General features: G+C 71.4%; 17 protein-coding genes. 10 read left to right on the top strand and 7 right to left on the bottom strand.

Going from position 1 to position 16,674, the window contains the following annotated elements:
* Window positions 1-118 precede the first annotated feature (118 nt).
* Window positions 119-598 (bottom strand): DUF1772 domain-containing protein, encoded by a 480-nt coding sequence (locus ACFY3I_RS14065; protein ID WP_390860901.1) that lies wholly within the window; start codon window positions 596-598, stop codon window positions 119-121.
* Between the two features lie 77 nt (window positions 599-675).
* A complete protein-coding gene (locus tag ACFY3I_RS14070) occupies window positions 676-1,377 on the bottom strand; it encodes a DUF2293 domain-containing protein (RefSeq protein WP_390860738.1) in 702 nt (233 codons plus the stop codon).
* A 200-nt stretch (window positions 1,378-1,577) separates the two neighbouring features.
* Between ACFY3I_RS14070 and ACFY3I_RS14075 the strand changes: the two genes are divergently transcribed.
* Window positions 1,578-2,210, top strand: coding sequence for a uridine kinase (locus ACFY3I_RS14075; RefSeq protein ID WP_390860739.1), 633 nt, complete (start codon window positions 1,578-1,580; stop codon window positions 2,208-2,210).
* An 89-nt stretch (window positions 2,211-2,299) separates the two neighbouring features.
* Window positions 2,300-2,713, top strand: a complete 414-nt coding sequence (locus ACFY3I_RS14080; RefSeq protein ID WP_365283316.1) for a PPOX class F420-dependent oxidoreductase — start codon at window positions 2,300-2,302, stop codon at window positions 2,711-2,713.
* A 21-nt stretch (window positions 2,714-2,734) separates the two neighbouring features.
* Here ACFY3I_RS14080 and corA read toward each other — a convergent pair whose 3' ends face one another.
* Window positions 2,735-3,862 (bottom strand): magnesium/cobalt transporter CorA, encoded by a 1,128-nt coding sequence (gene corA, locus ACFY3I_RS14085; RefSeq protein WP_390860740.1) that lies wholly within the window; start codon window positions 3,860-3,862, stop codon window positions 2,735-2,737.
* 269 nt (window positions 3,863-4,131) lie between these two features.
* Between corA and ACFY3I_RS14090 the strand changes: the two genes are divergently transcribed.
* The gene (locus tag ACFY3I_RS14090; protein ID WP_390860741.1) at window positions 4,132-4,926 is read left to right on the top strand and encodes a class I SAM-dependent methyltransferase; all 795 of its coding nucleotides are present in this window, start codon (window positions 4,132-4,134) and stop codon (window positions 4,924-4,926) included.
* Between the two features lie 59 nt (window positions 4,927-4,985).
* Here the strand turns inward: ACFY3I_RS14090 and ACFY3I_RS14095 are convergent, their stop codons facing one another.
* The gene (locus ACFY3I_RS14095) at window positions 4,986-5,900 is read right to left on the bottom strand and encodes a carbohydrate kinase family protein (protein WP_390860742.1); all 915 of its coding nucleotides are present in this window, start codon (window positions 5,898-5,900) and stop codon (window positions 4,986-4,988) included.
* Complete coding sequence (locus ACFY3I_RS14100; RefSeq protein WP_390860743.1) at window positions 5,897-6,805, bottom strand: pseudouridine-5'-phosphate glycosidase; 909 nt, start codon at window positions 6,803-6,805, stop codon at window positions 5,897-5,899. The genes ACFY3I_RS14095 and ACFY3I_RS14100 overlap by 4 nt, the downstream gene beginning before the upstream one ends.
* Window positions 6,806-6,904: 99 nt before the next feature.
* Here ACFY3I_RS14100 and ACFY3I_RS14105 point away from each other — a divergent pair, with 99 nt between their 5' ends.
* A complete protein-coding gene (locus ACFY3I_RS14105; protein ID WP_390860744.1) occupies window positions 6,905-7,324 on the top strand; it encodes a VOC family protein in 420 nt (139 codons plus the stop codon).
* Between the two features lie 39 nt (window positions 7,325-7,363).
* Here the strand turns inward: ACFY3I_RS14105 and ACFY3I_RS14110 are convergent, their stop codons facing one another.
* Both ACFY3I_RS14110 and ACFY3I_RS14115 read right to left on the bottom strand, forming a co-directional pair.
* A complete protein-coding gene (locus tag ACFY3I_RS14110; protein WP_390860745.1) occupies window positions 7,364-7,918 on the bottom strand; it encodes a methylated-DNA--[protein]-cysteine S-methyltransferase in 555 nt (184 codons plus the stop codon).
* 50 nt (window positions 7,919-7,968) lie between these two features.
* Window positions 7,969-8,838, bottom strand: a complete 870-nt coding sequence (locus ACFY3I_RS14115) for a glycerophosphodiester phosphodiesterase (protein WP_390860746.1) — start codon at window positions 8,836-8,838, stop codon at window positions 7,969-7,971.
* 277 nt (window positions 8,839-9,115) lie between these two features.
* Here ACFY3I_RS14115 and ACFY3I_RS14120 point away from each other — a divergent pair, with 277 nt between their 5' ends.
* The 6 genes from ACFY3I_RS14120 (at window position 9,116) to ACFY3I_RS14145 (ending at window position 16,552) form a co-directional block, all read left to right on the top strand.
* Window positions 9,116-9,982, top strand: coding sequence for an MHYT domain-containing protein (locus ACFY3I_RS14120; protein WP_390860747.1), 867 nt, complete (start codon window positions 9,116-9,118; stop codon window positions 9,980-9,982).
* Window positions 9,983-10,022: 40 nt separating this feature from the next.
* On the top strand, window positions 10,023-12,170 hold the full coding sequence (gene uvrB, locus ACFY3I_RS14125) for an excinuclease ABC subunit UvrB (RefSeq protein ID WP_390860748.1): 2,148 nt from the start codon (window positions 10,023-10,025) through the stop codon (window positions 12,168-12,170).
* A gap of 158 nt (window positions 12,171-12,328) precedes the next feature.
* Window positions 12,329-12,907, top strand: coding sequence for a TerD family protein (locus ACFY3I_RS14130; protein WP_390860749.1), 579 nt, complete (start codon window positions 12,329-12,331; stop codon window positions 12,905-12,907).
* A gap of 57 nt (window positions 12,908-12,964) precedes the next feature.
* The gene (locus ACFY3I_RS14135; RefSeq protein ID WP_390860750.1) at window positions 12,965-14,896 is read left to right on the top strand and encodes a TerD family protein; all 1,932 of its coding nucleotides are present in this window, start codon (window positions 12,965-12,967) and stop codon (window positions 14,894-14,896) included.
* A gap of 224 nt (window positions 14,897-15,120) precedes the next feature.
* Window positions 15,121-16,122 carry a TerC/Alx family metal homeostasis membrane protein gene (locus ACFY3I_RS14140; RefSeq protein ID WP_390860751.1) on the top strand — a complete coding sequence of 334 codons (1,002 nt, stop codon included), beginning with the start codon at window positions 15,121-15,123 and terminating at the stop codon, window positions 16,120-16,122.
* 127 nt (window positions 16,123-16,249) lie between these two features.
* Complete coding sequence (locus tag ACFY3I_RS14145) at window positions 16,250-16,552, top strand: hypothetical protein (protein WP_365283341.1); 303 nt, start codon at window positions 16,250-16,252, stop codon at window positions 16,550-16,552.
* Window positions 16,553-16,674: the final 122 nt, after the last annotated feature.

Consider the following 16,674-nt stretch of genomic DNA (forward strand, 5'->3'; position numbering starts at 1 on the left):
CTTCTGCGCCTGCTGCCGGCGCCACCTCGGCAGGGGTCCGGCCCGGCGTCGGCTCGAGCCCCTGCCCGCATCGGGGTTTGCGCTCCTGCCCGCGTCAGGGTTCCCGCCTCTGCCCGCATCAGGACAGAGCCAGTGCGTACGCGACCGTCGCCGCGGCCGACGCGAGGGTGCGGACATGGTTCCACCGTGTCCACTCGCGGACGTAGGCCGGCCAGTAGGCGGCGGCCTCCGGCGTGCCTGGCTCCAGCGCGGCCAGTGCCTCGTTCCGGGGCACGTTCGCCGCCAGCGTCAGCCCGAACGAACCGAAGAGGTACAGCGCGCTGCCCAGCAGCAGCTGCGCCGTCCCCTCGTCCGGCCACACCACGAACGTCACCACCGCGATCAACGCGGACACCACCGCCGCACCCGCGAACACCAGCATGAACGCGGGGGTCACCGCGGCCCGGTTGATCGCGTTCATCGCGGCCACCCCCTGGGCCGGCGGCAACGCCGCCAGCCCACGCATCACAAAGGCCGAGAACCCGCAGAACACCCCCGCCGCCAGCCCGGTCCCCAGCACCCCCAGCAGGACCAGCACCTCGTACGGTCCGTCGATCACATCCACCACGCCCGCTCCCGTCTGTCGTCCCGGACACCGCCGTCACCCACCCGCGACTGCCCCCGGCCGGCCCCGCGTCAACCGGTCAGGCGGATCTCCACCCCGGCCTCCCAGCCCCGCAGCACCGCCTCCACCGTCCGCGCGATCCGCCGCCGCGCCTGGTGGCGCGGCACTCCGCTCATCAGCAGCTGGTCGTACGGCGTGTCCACGTGCCGTACCCCCGCCACCACCGCCGAGACCACCGCTCCCTCGGTGAGCGCCCGCCCGTCCGCGGTCCGCCCCACGCGCCCGCTGCCCCGCACCGACGCGTGCGCCGCTATCGCCCGGGCCCGCTCCACCGGACAGCCCGGGAACAGACGCAGGATCTCCGCCGTGAAGGCCTCCGTGAAGCGCACGTCCCGTGCCGCCCGCAGCTTCGCGTCCCGCGCCCGGCGCCGTCGCCGCGCCTCGGCGTCGGCCAGACACCGCGCCTCGGCCCGGGCCAGCGCGGCCTCCTCCACGAGGAGGCCCTGGCGCTCGTACCGGCTCTTGCGCCGGTTGAACCGCACCACCACCGCCGACAACGAGCTCTCCTCCCGCGACCGGCGGGTCAGCGCGGTGTCCCCACGCGGCAGGAACACCAGATGTGCCAGATCGGCGCAGACCAGACACCGCGGTGCCCCGTCCTCCACCACCAGCATCGACAACGGCCCTCGCCGGCATGCCGCACACCGTTTGCCCTTGAGGGACTGCACGACCAGAAGTCCACCGTGATGAGGGGGAGTTGCGAGGCGGGTCATATGCGGTTCTTTCCCCTTCCGGATGCGAGATCTCACGTCGGCACGGCGACGGGTGCACGTCCGTCCGGCCGGCCCGGAGGCAGGAGGGCGACCCGGCGGTCCTCGCCCCCGTGGCCGGGTGCCGGGGCATCCCGCCGAACCTCGCGGAGCGCCCGGCCCCCGGCACGTCCGCCGCCCCGGCCGCGCGGCATCATGACCCCGTGCGACTCGAAGCGATCACCTGGGACCGGCTCGCCGACCGCCTTGCCGAGCGAGTGGCCGACCTGAAGCCCGCCGACGGGGGCGCCTGGCCGCGTGTCGCCCTCGACGGCGCCCCGGCGGCCCGGCCCGGGGACCTCGCGGAGCTCGTCGCGGAGGCGCTGCGCCTCTGGGGCAGGCCCTCGCTCGTCGTGAGCGCCGAGGGATTCCTGCGCCCCGCCTCACTCCGGCTGGAGCACGGCCGCCGCGACGCCGAGTCCTACTACGGCGGCTGGTTCGACACCAACGCCCTGTGGAGGGAGGTCTTCGGCCCCCTCGACCCCGGCGGCACCGGGCGTGTGCTGCCCGACCTGTGGGACCCGGCGACGGACCGGGCCACCCGCAGCCCCTACGTCCATCTCCCGCCCGGCGGCATCCTGTTGCTGCACGGCCCCCTGCTGCTGCGGCACTGGTTCCCGTTCGACCTGACCGTCCACCTCCTGCTGTCTCCTGGCGCCCTGCGCCGCCGAACCCCCGAGCCCGAGCACTGGACCCTCCCTGCCTTCGAGCGCTACGAGGCCGAGAGCGATCCCGCGGGCACGGTTGACGTCCTGGTCCGTGCCGACGACCCGCGGCACCCGGCGTGGAGCGGCTGAGCGCCCCGCGATGAACTCGCCGACCTGCTCCCGGTGGCGGGCCCGGCAAACCCCTTTTGTATGCGCGTGCATGTAACTACTCTGTCCGTATGACGCCCTCCTCGCACACCCCCGTGACCTTCGACGACTCCGTCCGGGCCCTCCTCGACGGCAGGAACTTCGCCAGTGTCGCCACCCTCGGTCCCGACGGTGCCCCGCAGAACTCGGTGGTCTGGATCAAGCGGGAGGGCGACGCCGTGCTGTTCTCCTCCACCGACGGCCGCCAGAAGGTACGCAACCTGCGCCGCGACCCCCGCGTCAGCCTCACCGTCTTCGACCTGGCCGACCCGTACCGCTCCGCCGAGATCCGCGGTACCGCCGAGATCCTCGCGGACGAGGCGAAGCGGCTGCCCTTCGAGCTCTCCCACAAGTACCTCGGCATCGATCCGCCCGCGGAGAAGGAGGACGAGGTGCGCGTGATCATCCGGGTCGTCCCGCGCCGCGTCGTCTCCTTCTCGGTCTGAAGCCGCCGCCGGCCGTGACGCTCAGAGCCAGCCGTTGCGCCGGAAGCCCCGGTACAGCACCAGGCAGGCGACGGATATGACGCCGATGACGAGCGGATACCCGAACCGCCAGTGCAGCTCCGGCATGTGATCGAAGTTCATGCCGTACACCCCGCACACCATCGTCGGCACGGCGATCACCGCGGCCCAGGCGGTGATCTTCCGCATGTCCTCGTTCTGAGCGACCGTCACCTGCGCCAGATGTGCCTGGAGGATGGAGTTGAGCAGTTCGTCGAAGGACGCGATCTGCTCCTTGGCCCGCATCAGATGGTCGAGGACGTCTCGGAAGTAGGCCTGTATCTCCGGGGCGATCACCCGGATCGGCCGGGTCGTCAGCTCCTCCATGGGCCTGCCCAGCGGCACCACCGCACGCTTCAGTTCGAGGAGTTCCCGCTTCATCTGGTAGATCCGCCCCGGGTCGGCCCGCGCGCCGTTCTCCGCGAACACGTCTGCCTCGACCTGGTCGATGTCCGCCTGCACCGCGTCCGTGACATTCAGATAGTCGTCGACCACATGGTCCGCGATCGCGTGCAGTACCGCGGCCGGCCCCTTGGCGAGCTGCTGCGGCGCCGCTTCCAACTCCTCGCGCAAGGGCCCCAACGAACCGTGCCGGCCGTGCCGTACCGTGATCACGAAGTCCTCGCCGACGAACATCATGATCTCGCCGGTGTTCACCACCTCGCTGGTCGCCGTCAGCTTCTCGTGCTCGACGTAGCAGACCGTCTTGAACACCGCGAACAGCGTCTCGCCGTACCGCTCCACCTTGGGGCGCTGGTGGGCCTCGACCGCGTCCTCCACGGCCAGCGGGTGCAGATCGAACAGTTCGGCGATGCCCGCGAACTCACTGTCCGTCGGCTCGTGCAGGCCGAGCCAGACGAAGCCCTCGCCCTTCTTGCGCACCCGCTCCACCGCCGAGTAGAGATCGCTGCACTCGGGGACCCGCAACCCGTCCTCGTACGTCACGCAGTTGACCACCGAGGATCCCAGCGGGGACCGCGCATGATGGTTCAGGTCGACGCGGGGCCGTCGCCGGGCCAGCCGCGCCACCCTGCGCAGGCCGCCGGCCCTGCCCAGCCCCGTGACCTTCCGCAGATTCCCTGCCATCGTCATCCGGATCTCCTTGCATGGATCCTGTCGCGCGACGCTTCCGCGCCCTGCCGAGCAGTCTGCCAGCCCGGCGTGAAACACGGGTAAGGCTGTGGGAGCGGCGGATTCCGGTTCGTTCCCGTCTGTGGAAAACCCGGCTCCCGGCGCCTGTTTCCGCCGGTCGACGACGAGTTCCCCGTGTCCCGCGCTCACCCACCTCCGTACCGGAGCGACGCGGGACCACCCGGGCGTCGGCCGTCCGGGACAGGCCGGGCGACTGCGATGATCGCCTCATGACACCAGCCGACGGCTACCTCCTCGACAACCGCCAGGCCGAGGCCGGACAGCGCTTCGACGCCTTCGCCGCACTGTTCGACCCCACCACCTTCCGGCACCTGGACGCGCTGGGCCTCGAACCGGGCTGGCGCTGCTGGGAGGTGGGGGCCGGCGGCACCTCGGTGGTGTCCTGGCTGGCCGGGAGGGTCGGTTCGGGCGGCCAGGTCGTCGCCACCGACATCGACACCACGCTGCTCGCCGGGGCCGCCCAGGCACCGGTCGAGGTCCGCACCCACGACGTCGGCACCGAGGAGCCGCCGGGGGAGGGCTTCGACCTGGTACACGCCCGGCTCGTGCTGGTCCATGTCCCGGACCGGGAACGTGCGTTGCGCTCCATGATCAAGGCCCTGCGTCCCGGCGGAAGGCTGTTGATCGAGGACGCCGACCCGGCCCTCCAGCCCCTGACCTGCCCCTACGAGTACGGCCCCGAGCAGCGGCTCGCCAACCGCCTGCGCAAGGGCTTCCGCGAGCTTCTCGCCGCACGCGGCGCCGACCTGTCGTACGGGCGCAGACTCCCGCGACTGCTCCGCGAGGCCGGGCTGCACGAGGTCGCGGCCGACGCCTACTTCCCCGTCGCCTCGCCCGCCTGCACGGCCCTGGAGTCCGCGACGGTCCGGCAGATCCGCGGCCGGCTCGTCGCCGCGGGGCTGGCGACCGACGAGGAGATCGACCAGCACCTCGCCAACGTGGCGAAGGGCACCATGGACCTCGCCACCGCACCGATGATCTCGGCCTGGGGCCGTAAGGAGTAGGCCCGTGGGGCCGGGCGCCGGGCAGGACGCCGCCCACGGCCTGTGGCCGCGGTGCCCTGTCAGCCGTGGACGGGAGGTCTGGCGCCCACGCGTTCCACCGCCCTCGCGCCCGCCCGGCAGCCCTGTCCAGCCGCCTGCCCGGGGTCCGCGCCGGCGACCAGCGCGGCGAGGAACGCGCCGGCGAAGGCGTCACCGGCGCCGGTGGTGTCCCGGGGAGTCGCCGGTTCGGCCGGAACCCGCGCCAGGATGCCACCCGCCTCGGCGACCACCGCCCCGGCCGCTCCCGTCTTGGCCACCACCAGCGGCACCCGACGGCTCAACTCGGCCGCGGCGGCGGCCGGATCCGGCCGCCCCGTCAGCAGACAGGCCTCGTCCCGGCTGGGCAACAGCACGTCGACTCCCTCGACGAGCGCCAGGAAGCGGTCCACGCCCAGCACCGCGAGGAATCCGGCCGACGCCGGATCCAGGCTCACCGGGACGCCATGGGCACGTGCCGACGCCAGTGCCGTCGCGACCAGCGCCCGGCTCGGCTCGGAGAACAGCAGATAACCCGACAGGTGCAGCCGGGCGACCCCGTCCAGCAGCGCGTCCGACCAGTCGCCGGGCTCCAGCCGCAGGGACGCCCCGCTGTCCGTGAGAAAGGTGCGCTCGGCCGAGTCGCCGCTGTCGACCAGGCAGACGACCGTCCCCGTCGCGGCCTCCGGGTCCACCACGAGGCGCGGCCGCACCCCGGCAGCGACCAGCTCCCGCCGGTGCCACTCGGCCGAGTCCATGCCCACCCGCCCCAGCAGCCGTACGTCCGCGCAGCCCTCACGGGCCGCCCAGCAGGCCACGTTCGCGCCCGCCCCGCCGGGCACGGTCCGGATCACGGCGGCCGTGTCCGTGCCGGCGGCGAGCGGCCCCCGGTGCCGGGCGACGACATCGGTGACGACGTCCCCGACGACCAGCAGCGCGCCCTCTCCGGCAGTCGTCACCCCCTGGCCCACGCCGACGCGATCCGCGCCGCCAGCCGCACGTTGCCGCGCACGGCCGCGAGGTTGGCCTCCAGGGAGGCGCCGTCGGTGTGCCGCACCAGGTGGTCGAGCAGGAACGGCGTGACCCGCTGACCGGTGATCCCCTCCCGGTCGCAGGCCTGCAGCGCGTCGGCGAGCACCCGCGCGTGCAGCGCGGGATCGAGTTGCTCGGCCTCGGGGACCGGATTCGCGACGACGAGCGCGGTGTCCGCCGCGTCGAGCGCGTCCTGCGCCCGCATGACCTCCGCGACCTGAGCCGGGGTCTCCAGCCTCCAGTCGACCGGGTGTCCGGAGTCGGACAGGTAGAAGCCGGGGAACCGGTCGGTGCCGTAACCGGCCACCGCCACGCCCAGGGTCTCCAGACGCTGCAGGGTCGCCGGTACGTCCAGGATCGACTTCACGCCCGCACAGACCACCGTGATCCGGGTGCGCGCCAGCAGACCGAGATCGGCTGACTCGTCCTGCGTCACCGTCCACTCCCGGTGCACCCCGCCCAGGCCGCCCGTCGCGAACACCCGGATGCCGGCCAGTGCGGCCAGTTGCGCCGTCGCCGAGACGGTGGTCGCCCCGCTGGCCCCCGCCGCCACGGCGAGCGGCAGGTCGCGGTGGCCCAGCTTGCGGATCCCGTCCTCGTTGGCGACCCGCTCCAACTGGTCCTTGGCCAGGCCGACATGAGGTCTGCCGTCCAGCACCGCGATGGTCGCGGGGACGGCGCCCTCGTGCCGTACCGCCTCCTCCAGCTCCAGCGCCACCTGGAGATTGCGCGGGCGCGGCAGCCCGTGCGCGATGATCGTGGACTCCAGGGCCACCACTGCCCGGCCCGCGCCGAGCGCCTCACGGACCTCTTCCGACACCACCAGCACCACGTGCCTGCCTCCTGTCTGTCGGCCTCCCCTCATCTCTGGCGGGCGGCGCACCCGGATAAACGCTTGCGGCCTCGGCCGGACGGCACCAGCCTGGAACGCATGACGCATCCCACGGCACGTCTGGACCACGTCGTTCTCTGGGTCGCCGATCCGGTCGCCGCGGCGGCCTTCTACGAGCGGGCACTCGGCCTGGAGCCACTGCGGGTCGCCGAGTTCACCGCGGGAGAGGTGTCCTTTCCCTCCGTACGTGTCAACGAGGAGACGATCCTCGACCTGGCGCCGCACACCCTCGCCCCCCGCATGCCGGCGCTTCCCGGATCCGCCGGCCACCCGGTGAACCACATCTGCCTGTCGCTGCCGTCCGACGCGTTCGACGCACTGCACGCCCGCCTCGCCGAACACGCCGTCCCCATGACCGACATTGGCCACGACTCGTTCGGCGCCCGCGGCCGGGCGCCGCGCAACTTCTACCTCCGCGACCCGGACGGCAATGTCGTCGAGGTCAGGCACTACGCCTGACCGCGGCTCCCGCGGGAACGCCTCGCGACCGGGAACGCCTCAGAACAGCGGCTCGGGCAGGACGCCCTCCAGGGCGAGCAGCTTCCGCTTGGTCTCCAGGCCGCCACCGAACCCGCCGATGCCGCCGTCGCTCTCCACGACCCGGTGACACGGCACGACGACCGGCAGCGGATTGGCGCCCATCGCCGCGCCCACCGCCTGCGCTCCGCCCGGCTGCCCCACCCGCCCGGCCAGGTCGCCGTATCCGACCACCGTGCCGTACGGGACGCCCGCGGCCAGTTCGCGCAGCACCTGCCGGTTGAAGCCGGAGATCAGCGACCAGTCCAGCGGCAGTTCGAAGGCGTGCCGCTCGCCCGCGAAGTACGCGCGCAGCTGGCGTATCGCCTCGGCCAGCACCGGCGCCGCCGCGTCCTCGACGGGTTCGGCGCCCAGCCGGGCCGCCAGCCGCTCCAGAGCCCGCTCGCGCACCGCGTCCGTGGCGTGGAACACCACGGTGACCAGGCCCTCACGGGTCGCCGCCAGCAGCAGCGGACCGATGTCGGTGCCCACGACGGCCCACACAACCCGCTGCGCGTACTGCCCTTCGCTGTCCATGCGCCCCACCGTACGGCCCGCCACTGACAACGCCGGGCGGTCCGGCCCGGTCAGCTCGCGCGCAGCGCGGCCCGCACCACGTCGGGCTTGTCGGTGATGATCCCGTCGACGCCGTAGCCGACGGCCTTCCACGTGGTGGCCGCGTCGTCGACCGTCCAGGTGAAGACACGCAGCGGCCTGCCGTGCGGGCCGCGGCACGCGTGCACGGAGGAGACGTAGCCGGCCGAGATCGAGTTCACCGACGGGTTGATCAGGTCCGTGAACCCCGCGTACCCGCGCAGGGCCGACGCGGGCGGTGTGCCGAGGTAGCCGGTCGTCACGGCGGCCCTGAGACGGTGCACGAGGCGCAGACTGTCCGCGCTGAAGCTCTGCACGACGATCCGGCCCAGGTGCCGGCCGTCCAGCCAGCCCTCGTCTCCGAGCAGGGTCACGATCTGCCGCTCGATGCCCGGGTAGAGCTCCGGGTTCTTGATCTCCAGGAGCAGATTCTCGTGGTTGTGCTCGATCCTGCCCATGTACTGCGCCAGCGTGGGCACGCGCGTGCCCGTGTACGAGGAGGAGAACCAGCCGCCCGCGTCCAGCCGGGCGATCTCCGCGAATGTGAAGTCCTTCACCTTCCAGGGAGCCCGGCCGGGGAAGACCTGTTCGACGTCCGTGGTGCGCGCGAGGCTGTCGTCGTGGAGAACCACCAGCTCGCCGTCCCGGGTGCGCTGGACGTCGTTCTCGACCCAGGTGACGCCCAGCGCGGCCGCCTTGTCGACGGCCGCCAGCGTGTTCTCGGGCGCGTAGGCGGAGGCACCCCGGTGCGCGAGCACCGTGGGTTCGCGCGTGTCGCCCGCCCGGGCGGCGGTCAGGGGGCTGAGCAGGGCGGCCGTGCCCAGCAGCGCGGTGATCGTGGCGGCGACGGCACGGGCGTGCATGTGTACTCCTCACGTCGGGCGAATACGGACAGCACAAGACTGACAGCAAGGAGTCAACGGCGGTCGGGTACGGAACGACCACGGACTGAACGGAGTTACCCGAGTCCGTTCACCGGTGCCGCACAACTGCGGCAAGGCCGTGTTTCTTTGCCGGAAAATCGTTCGACCATTCCGGAGGGGGTCATACTCTCTGCGTCAACCCTGACCGCTCGGGCGGTCCTGGGACGGGGGCGCATATCAAATATTCCGGGACGCAAAGGGTGAAGGGCAGCCACATATGCAGGGCACGGTCGACGGATTCAGCTACGGGGTCGTCACCCCGCTGGTGGCCTATCTGATGGCCTGCCTCGGCGGTGCCCTCGGGCTGCGCTGCACGACCCGCGCGATGCTGGCGGCACAGTCCTGGCGGCCCGCCTGGCTCGCCCTCGGATCGGCCGCCATCGGCTCCGGCATATGGACCATGCACTTCGTCGCCATGATGGGGTTCAGCGTCAAGGAGACGCCGGTCCACTACGACAAGACGCTCACCTTCACGAGCCTCGGCCTCGCCGTCGTCATGGTCGGTGTCGGGATCTTCATCGTCGGCTACCGCGGCGCCACCGGCACCGCGCTCTTCACGGGCGGCACGATCACCGGCCTCGGTATCGCCTCGATGCACTACCTCGGCATGGCGGGCCTGCGCCTCAACGGGACGCTGCAGTACAACACGCTCACCGTGGGCGCGTCGGTCCTGATAGGCGTCGTGGCGGCCACCTCGGCCCTGTGGGCGGCCGGGCAGGTCCGCGGCTTCCTGTGGAGCATCGGCGCGAGCCTCGTGATGGGTCTCGCCGTCAGCGGCATGCACTACACCGGAATGGCCGCGATGAGCGTCCATCTCCACCACACCGGCGCCACACCCCCCGGCGACTCGCCGGCCTCCCTGCTCGCCCCCATGCTGATCGGCCCGCTCGCCTTCCTCTGCCTCGCCGCCGTCGTCGTGATGTTCGATCCCATGATCATCGTCGGCAGGACCGCGCGGGTCCGTGTGGACCACAAGCCGGGCGTCCCGGCCGCCGAGGTCGCCCATCACGTCGGCCGCCGCCCGCAGCCGCGGATCGGCCGCCAGCAGAGCCACCACAGCTCGCGCGCTCCGCAGAACCGCTGATCAGAGCCGGTTGTCAGTGCGGGGTCGTACGGTTGATGCCATGCGGCCCGTTTCCCACATCGAACGCACGGTGGCGCCCTTCGAGGTCGTCAGCCCCTACCAGCCCAGCGGCGACCAGCCGGCGGCCATCGCCGAACTGGCCAAGCGCGTCGAGGCCGGTGAGAAGGACGTCGTCCTCCTCGGCGCGACCGGCACCGGCAAGTCCGCCACCACCGCGTGGATGATCGAGAAGCTCCAGCGCCCCACCCTGGTCATGGCGCCGAACAAGACCCTGGCCGCCCAGCTGGCCAACGAGTTCCGCGAGCTCCTCCCGAACAACGCGGTCGAGTACTTCGTCTCGTACTACGACTACTACCAGCCCGAGGCGTACGTCCCGCAGTCGGACACCTACATCGAGAAGGACTCCTCGATCAACGAGGAGGTCGAGCGGCTGCGTCACTCCGCCACCAACTCGCTCCTCACCCGCCGCGACGTCATCGTGGTCGCCTCCGTCTCCTGCATCTACGGCCTCGGCACGCCCCAGGAGTACGTCGACCGGATGGTCCCGCTGCGGGTCGGCGACGAGATCGACCGGGACCAGCTGCTGCGCCGCTTCGTCGACATCCAGTACACACGCAACGACGTGGCGTTCACCCGCGGCACCTTCCGGGTCCGCGGCGACACCATCGAGATCTTCCCGGTCTACGAGGAGCTCGCCGTCCGCATCGAGATGTTCGGCGACGAGATCGAGGCGCTGTCCACGCTGCACCCGCTCACCGGCGAGATCATCAGCGACGACCAGCAGCTGTACGTCTTCCCCGCCTCCCACTACATCGCCGGCCCCGAGCGCCTGGAGCGGGCCGTCAACGACATCGAGAAGGAGATGGCGGAGCGCCTCGGGGAGCTGGAGAAGCAGGGCAAGCTCCTGGAGGCCCAGCGGCTGCGCATGCGCACCACGTACGACATCGAGATGCTCCGCCAGATCGGCACCTGCTCCGGCGTGGAGAACTACTCGATGCACTTCGACGGCCGCTCGCCCGGCTCCCCGCCCAACACCCTGCTCGACTACTTCCCGGACGACTTCCTCCTCGTCATCGACGAGTCGCATGTCACCGTGCCCCAGATCGGCGCCATGTACGAGGGCGACGCCTCCCGCAAGCGGACCCTCGTGGACCACGGCTTCCGGCTGCCCTCCGCCCTGGACAACCGCCCCCTGAAGTGGGAGGAGTTCCAGGAGCGCATCGGCCAGGCGGTGTACCTGTCGGCAACCCCCGGCACCTACGAGCTCTCCCGCGGGGACGGCGTCGTCGAGCAGATCATCCGCCCCACCGGCCTGGTCGACCCCGAGGTCGTCGTCAAGCCCACCGAGGGCCAGATCGACGACCTGGTGCACGAGATCCGCAAGCGCACCGAGAAGGACGAGCGCGTCCTGGTCACCACCCTCACCAAGAAGATGGCCGAGGACCTCACCGACTACTTCCTGGAACTCGGCATCCAGGTGCGCTACCTGCACAGCGACGTCGACACCCTGCGCCGCGTCGAGCTGCTGCGCGAGCTGCGCTCCGGCGAGTACGACGTCCTGGTCGGCATCAACCTGCTGCGTGAGGGCCTCGACCTGCCCGAGGTGTCCCTGGTGGCCATCCTCGACGCCGACAAGGAGGGCTTCCTGCGCTCCGGCACCTCGCTCATCCAGACCATCGGCCGCGCGGCCCGCAACGTGTCCGGCGAGGTCCACATGTACGCCGACAAGATCACCCCGGCCATGGAGCGGGCCATCGACGAGACCAACCGCCGCCGGGAGAAGCAGGTCGCCTACAACACGGCCAACGGCATCGACCCGCAGCCGCTGCGCAAGAAGATCAACGACATCGTCGCGCAGATCGCCCGCGAAGAGGTGGACACCGAGCAGCTGCTCGGGTCGGGCTACCGCAATCAGAAGGACGGCAAGGCGGCCAAGGCCCCCGTTCCCGCGCTGGGCGACAAGGCGGCGAAGGGCGCGAAGGCCGGCAAGGCGGCCAGGGGCAAGACGAAGGAGACGGTGCCGACCGACCGTCCGGCGGCCGAACTCGCCGAGCAGATCGAGCAGATGACGGAACGCATGCGTGCCGCCGCCGCGGACCTGCAGTTCGAGATCGCGGCCCGGCTGCGTGACGAGGTCTCCGAGATGAAGAAGGAACTGCGCCAGATGAAGGAGGCGGGCCTGGCCTGACCCCCGGGCCGTCACCGGACCCCGGCACGTGCGCGAAGTGTTGCAACACCGACACAAACCGCGGACCGGGGTTCGGCACTGTCAGTGGCGGTGCATAGGGTTTTGGGCAACCGCGCACTTCGCGGCAACCGGGGACATCCGACGAGGGGACAACAGCCGTGACCGTCAACATGACCAAGGGTCAGGCCATCAGCCTGGAGAAGAAGGACGGCGGCTCCCTGAGCGCGGTCCGCATGGGTCTTGGTTGGAAGGCGGCACCCCGGCGAGGGCTGTTCGGTTCGCGCACCCGGGAGATCGACCTCGACGCCTCGGCGGTGCTGTTCGCCGACAAGCAGCCGGTCGACGTCGTGTTCTTCCGGCACCTGGTGAGTGACGACGGCTCCGTACGGCACACGGGCGACAACCTCGTCGGCGGCGCGGGACAGGGCGGCGACGACGAGGCCATCCTCGTCGACCTCGCGCGCGTCCCGGTCCACATCGACCAGATCGTCTTCACCGTCAACTCCTTCACCGGCCAGACCTTCCAGGAGGTGCAGAACGCCTTCTGCAGGCTGGTCGACGAGACCAACGGCCAGGAGCTCGCCCGCTACACGCTCGACGGCGGCGGCGAGTACACCGCCCAGATCATGGCGAAGGTGCACCGGGCCGGCTCCGGCTGGACCCTGACGGCTCTGGGTGTGCCGGCCAAGGGCCGGACCTTCCAGGACCTGGTGCCCACGATCCTGCCGGTCCTCTAGGCGCGGTCCCGCGGAGCCGCGGCGCACGACGACACGACACTCAGGGGGACATGGGCGATGGCGGCCGAGTTGATGCGCGGGCAGAACCATCCGCTCCCGCGGAACCGGATCGAGATCCGGATCTCGGCCGATGTGCCGGTCGTGGCCGGGGCAACCCTCGCCGACGGCACCGGCCGGGTGCGGGACGCGGACCAGGTGGCCCACCCTGGCGCGCCCACACTGCCCGGGATCGAGGTCTCCCGGCAGGCGGCCGCCGAACACCGGCTCGCCGTCGACCTGGACGCCCTGTCCGCGGCCGTGCACCGGGTCAGTGTCCTGATCGCCCTGCCCACGGTGCCCGGTGGCCCGCTCCGCTTCGGCGCCGTCGCCGCCCCGCGCGCCGCGGTCACCGGCCTCGACGGCACCGAGGTCGCCGGCTACACCCTCGCCGGCCTGGACGCCGAGTCGGCGGTCGTGGCGGTGGAGCTCTACCGCCGCCAGGGCGCCTGGAAGATCCGCGCGGTGGGCCAGGGCTACGCGGGAGGCCTCACCGCGCTCCTGACCGACCAGGGCCTTCCGGAGCCCGCCGAACTCGCCCGCGGGATCGACGAAGCGGTGGCGCGGGGTGCCGCCCGGGCGGTTGCCGTGCCCACGGAGACCGGCCGGGCCCGGCGCGCGGCCGCCGGCCCCGACGCGACCGCACCCGTCCCCGGGTCCCCGTACGACGTTCAGGCGTCCGGTGACGGCAGTGCTCAGCCGGCGGCGGATCGTGCACCCGGCGGCCCCATCGACTACACGCATCCGAAGCGCCGCCGGGCAGCCTCTGCCGATACCCCGGCGCCGCCCGCCCCGGGGGAGCACCGCCCTGCCGACGGGCCCGTCCCGCCCGTCGCGGGTGACGCGGTCGGCTGGTCCATGGACGAGCGGCTGTACAACCAGGTGTGGGGCATGTTCGAGGATCTGGCCCGGTCCACCGCCGCGTACCGCAGCGCCGTCGACTTCGCCGAGTCCCGTCTGGAGAAGGAGCTGGACCAGGTCCTCGCCGATCCGCGCAACCGCCTGGGGTCGGCGGGCGATGCCGCGCGCGAGGAGGCCCGCGCCCGCCAGGCTCAGCTGGTCGACCGGGCCCGGGCGGCCCTCGACCGCGACCTCGCCCAGCTCACCGCCGAGTCCGACGTGGTCGAACCCGCCCTGCCGCCGGGGTACGCGCGCTGGGACAACCCTGTCTGGCACGCCTACCGGGTACCGACGGAGCCGCCGATGGCCGTGCGGCTGGGCGACCTGCACCTCGCGGAGAGCGCCCCGCTGCGCGTCCCGCTGCTGGCTCGGCTGCCCCTGGAGCGGGGCCTGTGGATCGACAGCGGCCTCACCTCGACTCCCGGCGGCGGATTTCCCGACGCCGGTGAGCTGCGGCACCTCGCCCTGCACACGGCGGTGGCGCTCGCGGTCCGGTTGCTCGCCGTGCACCCGGCCGGGGAGTTCGGCGTGCAGGTCGTCGATCCGGCCGGTTCCGGTGCCACCGCGCTCGCTCCGCTGACGGGAGCCGGCGTACTGGCCGGGCCGCCGGCGACCGGCGCGGCCGGTGTGGCGGACGTGCTCGGGCGGCTGACCGAGCGGGTCGACCTGGTGCAGATGGCGCTGCGCGGCGGCGCGGCGGACGCCCTGCCACCCGGTATGGACGTCTCGCGGCAACTGCTGATCGTCAACGAGTTCCCGCACGGCTTCGACGACCGGGCCGTCACTCAGCTGCGCTATCTCGCGGACGAGGGACCGGGCGTCGGCGTCCATCTCCTGCTGGTCGCCGACCGCGAGGACGCCGCCGCCTACGGGCCGTTGCTCGATCCGCTGTGGCGTTCACTGATGCGACTGACGCCGGTGCCGGACGACCACCTGGCCGACCCGTGGGTGGGGCACGCCTGGACGTACGAGCCGTGCCTGGTGCCGGCCGGCAGCCAGGTGCTCCAGAAGGTGCTCCACCAGGTCTCGATTGCTTACACCAAGCGTACGTAAACTGCTCTGACCTGCAATTTTGGTTCTTCCTTTACTAAACACTTTACCTTTCCTTGGTGATTGGGGTACTGTTTTCCTCACGGAGGGGAGTACTCCCTGTCTGTTGCGGCGCACCCGTCAGTACGGATCCGACCGGATCCCGGGTCGTCGGCCCGTCTCGGGTGGAAGAGACCTCCGGCAGCGACAACGCTGACCCTTTGCCGTTCACGAACCGGAGGCACGCAGTGGATGTATCCGTGACCCTTTGGGTCCTCACCATCCTGGGGCTGGCCGCCCTCATCGCGGTCGACTTCTTCATCGGGCGCAAGCCGCACGACGTATCCATCAAGGAAGCCGGGATCTGGACCGTCGTCTGGATCGCCCTGGCCGGACTCTTCGGCCTCGGCCTGCTCCTCTTCGGGGGCGGTCAGCCCGCCGGGGAGTTCTTCGCCGGCTTCATCACCGAGAAGTCGCTGAGCGTCGACAACCTCTTCGTCTTCGTCCTGATCATGGCGAAGTTCGCCGTGCCCTCGCAGTACCAGCAGCGGGTGCTGCTCGTCGGTGTCCTCATAGCCCTTGTCCTGCGGGCGATCTTCATCGCGGCCGGCGCCGCCATCCTCGCCAGCTTCTCGTGGGTGTTCTACCTCTTCGGTGCCTTCCTGATCTGGACCGCCTGGAAGCTGATCCAGGAGGCCCGGGCGGACCGGGAGGAAGAGGAGTTCGAGGAGAACAAGCTGCTCAAGGCCGCCGAACGCAGGTTCGGCGTGGCCGACCGCTACCACGGCACCAAACTGTGGATCCAGCAGAACGGCAAGCGGGTCATGACCCCGATGCTGGTCGTGATGCTCGCGATCGGTACGACCGACGTCCTGTTCGCACTGGACTCCATCCCCGCGATCTTCGGCCTCACGCAGGACCCGTACATCGTCTTCACGGCCAACGCGTTCGCGCTGATGGGTCTGCGGCAGCTGTACTTCCTCATCGGCGGACTGCTGAGAAAGCTCGTCCACCTGTCCTACGGCCTGTCGATCATCCTCGGATTCATCGGCGTCAAGCTCGTGCTGCACGCCCTGCACGAGTCCGGCGTCCATGTCCCGGAGATCAGCATCCCGGTCTCGCTCGGCGTCATCTGCGGGGTCCTGATCGTCACCACGATCACCAGCCTGCGGGCCTCCGGGAAGCAGGCGGCGGCCGAGGCGGCGCGGGGCCGCGGCGAAGGCGCTCCGAAGGACAGCGTCGACGTCTGACCGCGCCGGACGTAGGAACAACCACCCCGTGGAGCGGTGCGCAGCGCATTGCGGGCCCACCGCTCCCGGTGCTTCGTTGGGTGGCGGAGCGCCCCCGCCCGGGGGCCGCCACCTGGTGGAGGCAACCGTGACATTCGTCCAGATCATCGACTTCGAGACCGACCGCATCGACGAGCTGAGGGCCCTCGCGGACGAGATGGGCGCCCAGCTCGCCGGCGGTGAGAACAGCCCCACGCGCCGGCTGATCCTGAGCGACCGCGGCCGGCCGGGCCGCTACCTGGGCGTGATCGAGTTCAACTCCTACGAGGAGGCCATGCGCAACAGCGACGACCCCGAGACGGGCAAATTCGCCGAGCGGATGGCGGCGCTGTGCACCCGCCCGCCGTCCTTCACCGACTGCGACATCGTGGACCTGACCGACTTCGCCTGACCGCTCTTCCCCCCACCCGCACGACTCTCCCCGCAACCGCTCGACCGACCGCACCCGTACGACCCGGGGATCGCGCCGCGCCGACGGTGTCCCCGGTTTCCGAAAGGACCGGAATGCGAACC

This window comes from Streptomyces sp. NPDC001068 (assembly GCF_042897315.1).
In the GTDB taxonomy this organism is placed as follows: Bacteria; Actinomycetota; Actinomycetes; order Streptomycetales; family Streptomycetaceae; genus Streptomyces.

Bases quoted from the DNA above. Each gene is read 5' to 3' on its own strand.
- ACFY3I_RS14135 (WP_390860750.1), top strand. From the start codon at position 12,965: ATGGCGGCCGAGTTGATGCGCGGGCAGAACCATCCGCTCCCGCGGAAC.
- ACFY3I_RS14080 (WP_365283316.1), top strand. From the start codon at position 2,300: ATGACGCCCTCCTCGCACACCCCCGTGACCTTCGACGACTCCGTCCGG.
- ACFY3I_RS14105 (WP_390860744.1), top strand. From the start codon at position 6,905: ATGACGCATCCCACGGCACGTCTGGACCACGTCGTTCTCTGGGTCGCC.
- ACFY3I_RS14115 (WP_390860746.1), bottom strand. From the start codon at position 8,838: ATGCACGCCCGTGCCGTCGCCGCCACGATCACCGCGCTGCTGGGCACG.
- ACFY3I_RS14120 (WP_390860747.1), top strand. From the start codon at position 9,116: ATGCAGGGCACGGTCGACGGATTCAGCTACGGGGTCGTCACCCCGCTG.
- ACFY3I_RS14090 (WP_390860741.1), top strand. From the start codon at position 4,132: ATGACACCAGCCGACGGCTACCTCCTCGACAACCGCCAGGCCGAGGCC.
- corA (WP_390860740.1), bottom strand. From the start codon at position 3,862: ATGACGATGGCAGGGAATCTGCGGAAGGTCACGGGGCTGGGCAGGGCC.
- ACFY3I_RS14110 (WP_390860745.1), bottom strand. From the start codon at position 7,918: ATGGACAGCGAAGGGCAGTACGCGCAGCGGGTTGTGTGGGCCGTCGTG.
- ACFY3I_RS14070 (WP_390860738.1), bottom strand. From the start codon at position 1,377: ATGACCCGCCTCGCAACTCCCCCTCATCACGGTGGACTTCTGGTCGTG.
- uvrB (WP_390860748.1), top strand. From the start codon at position 10,023: ATGCGGCCCGTTTCCCACATCGAACGCACGGTGGCGCCCTTCGAGGTC.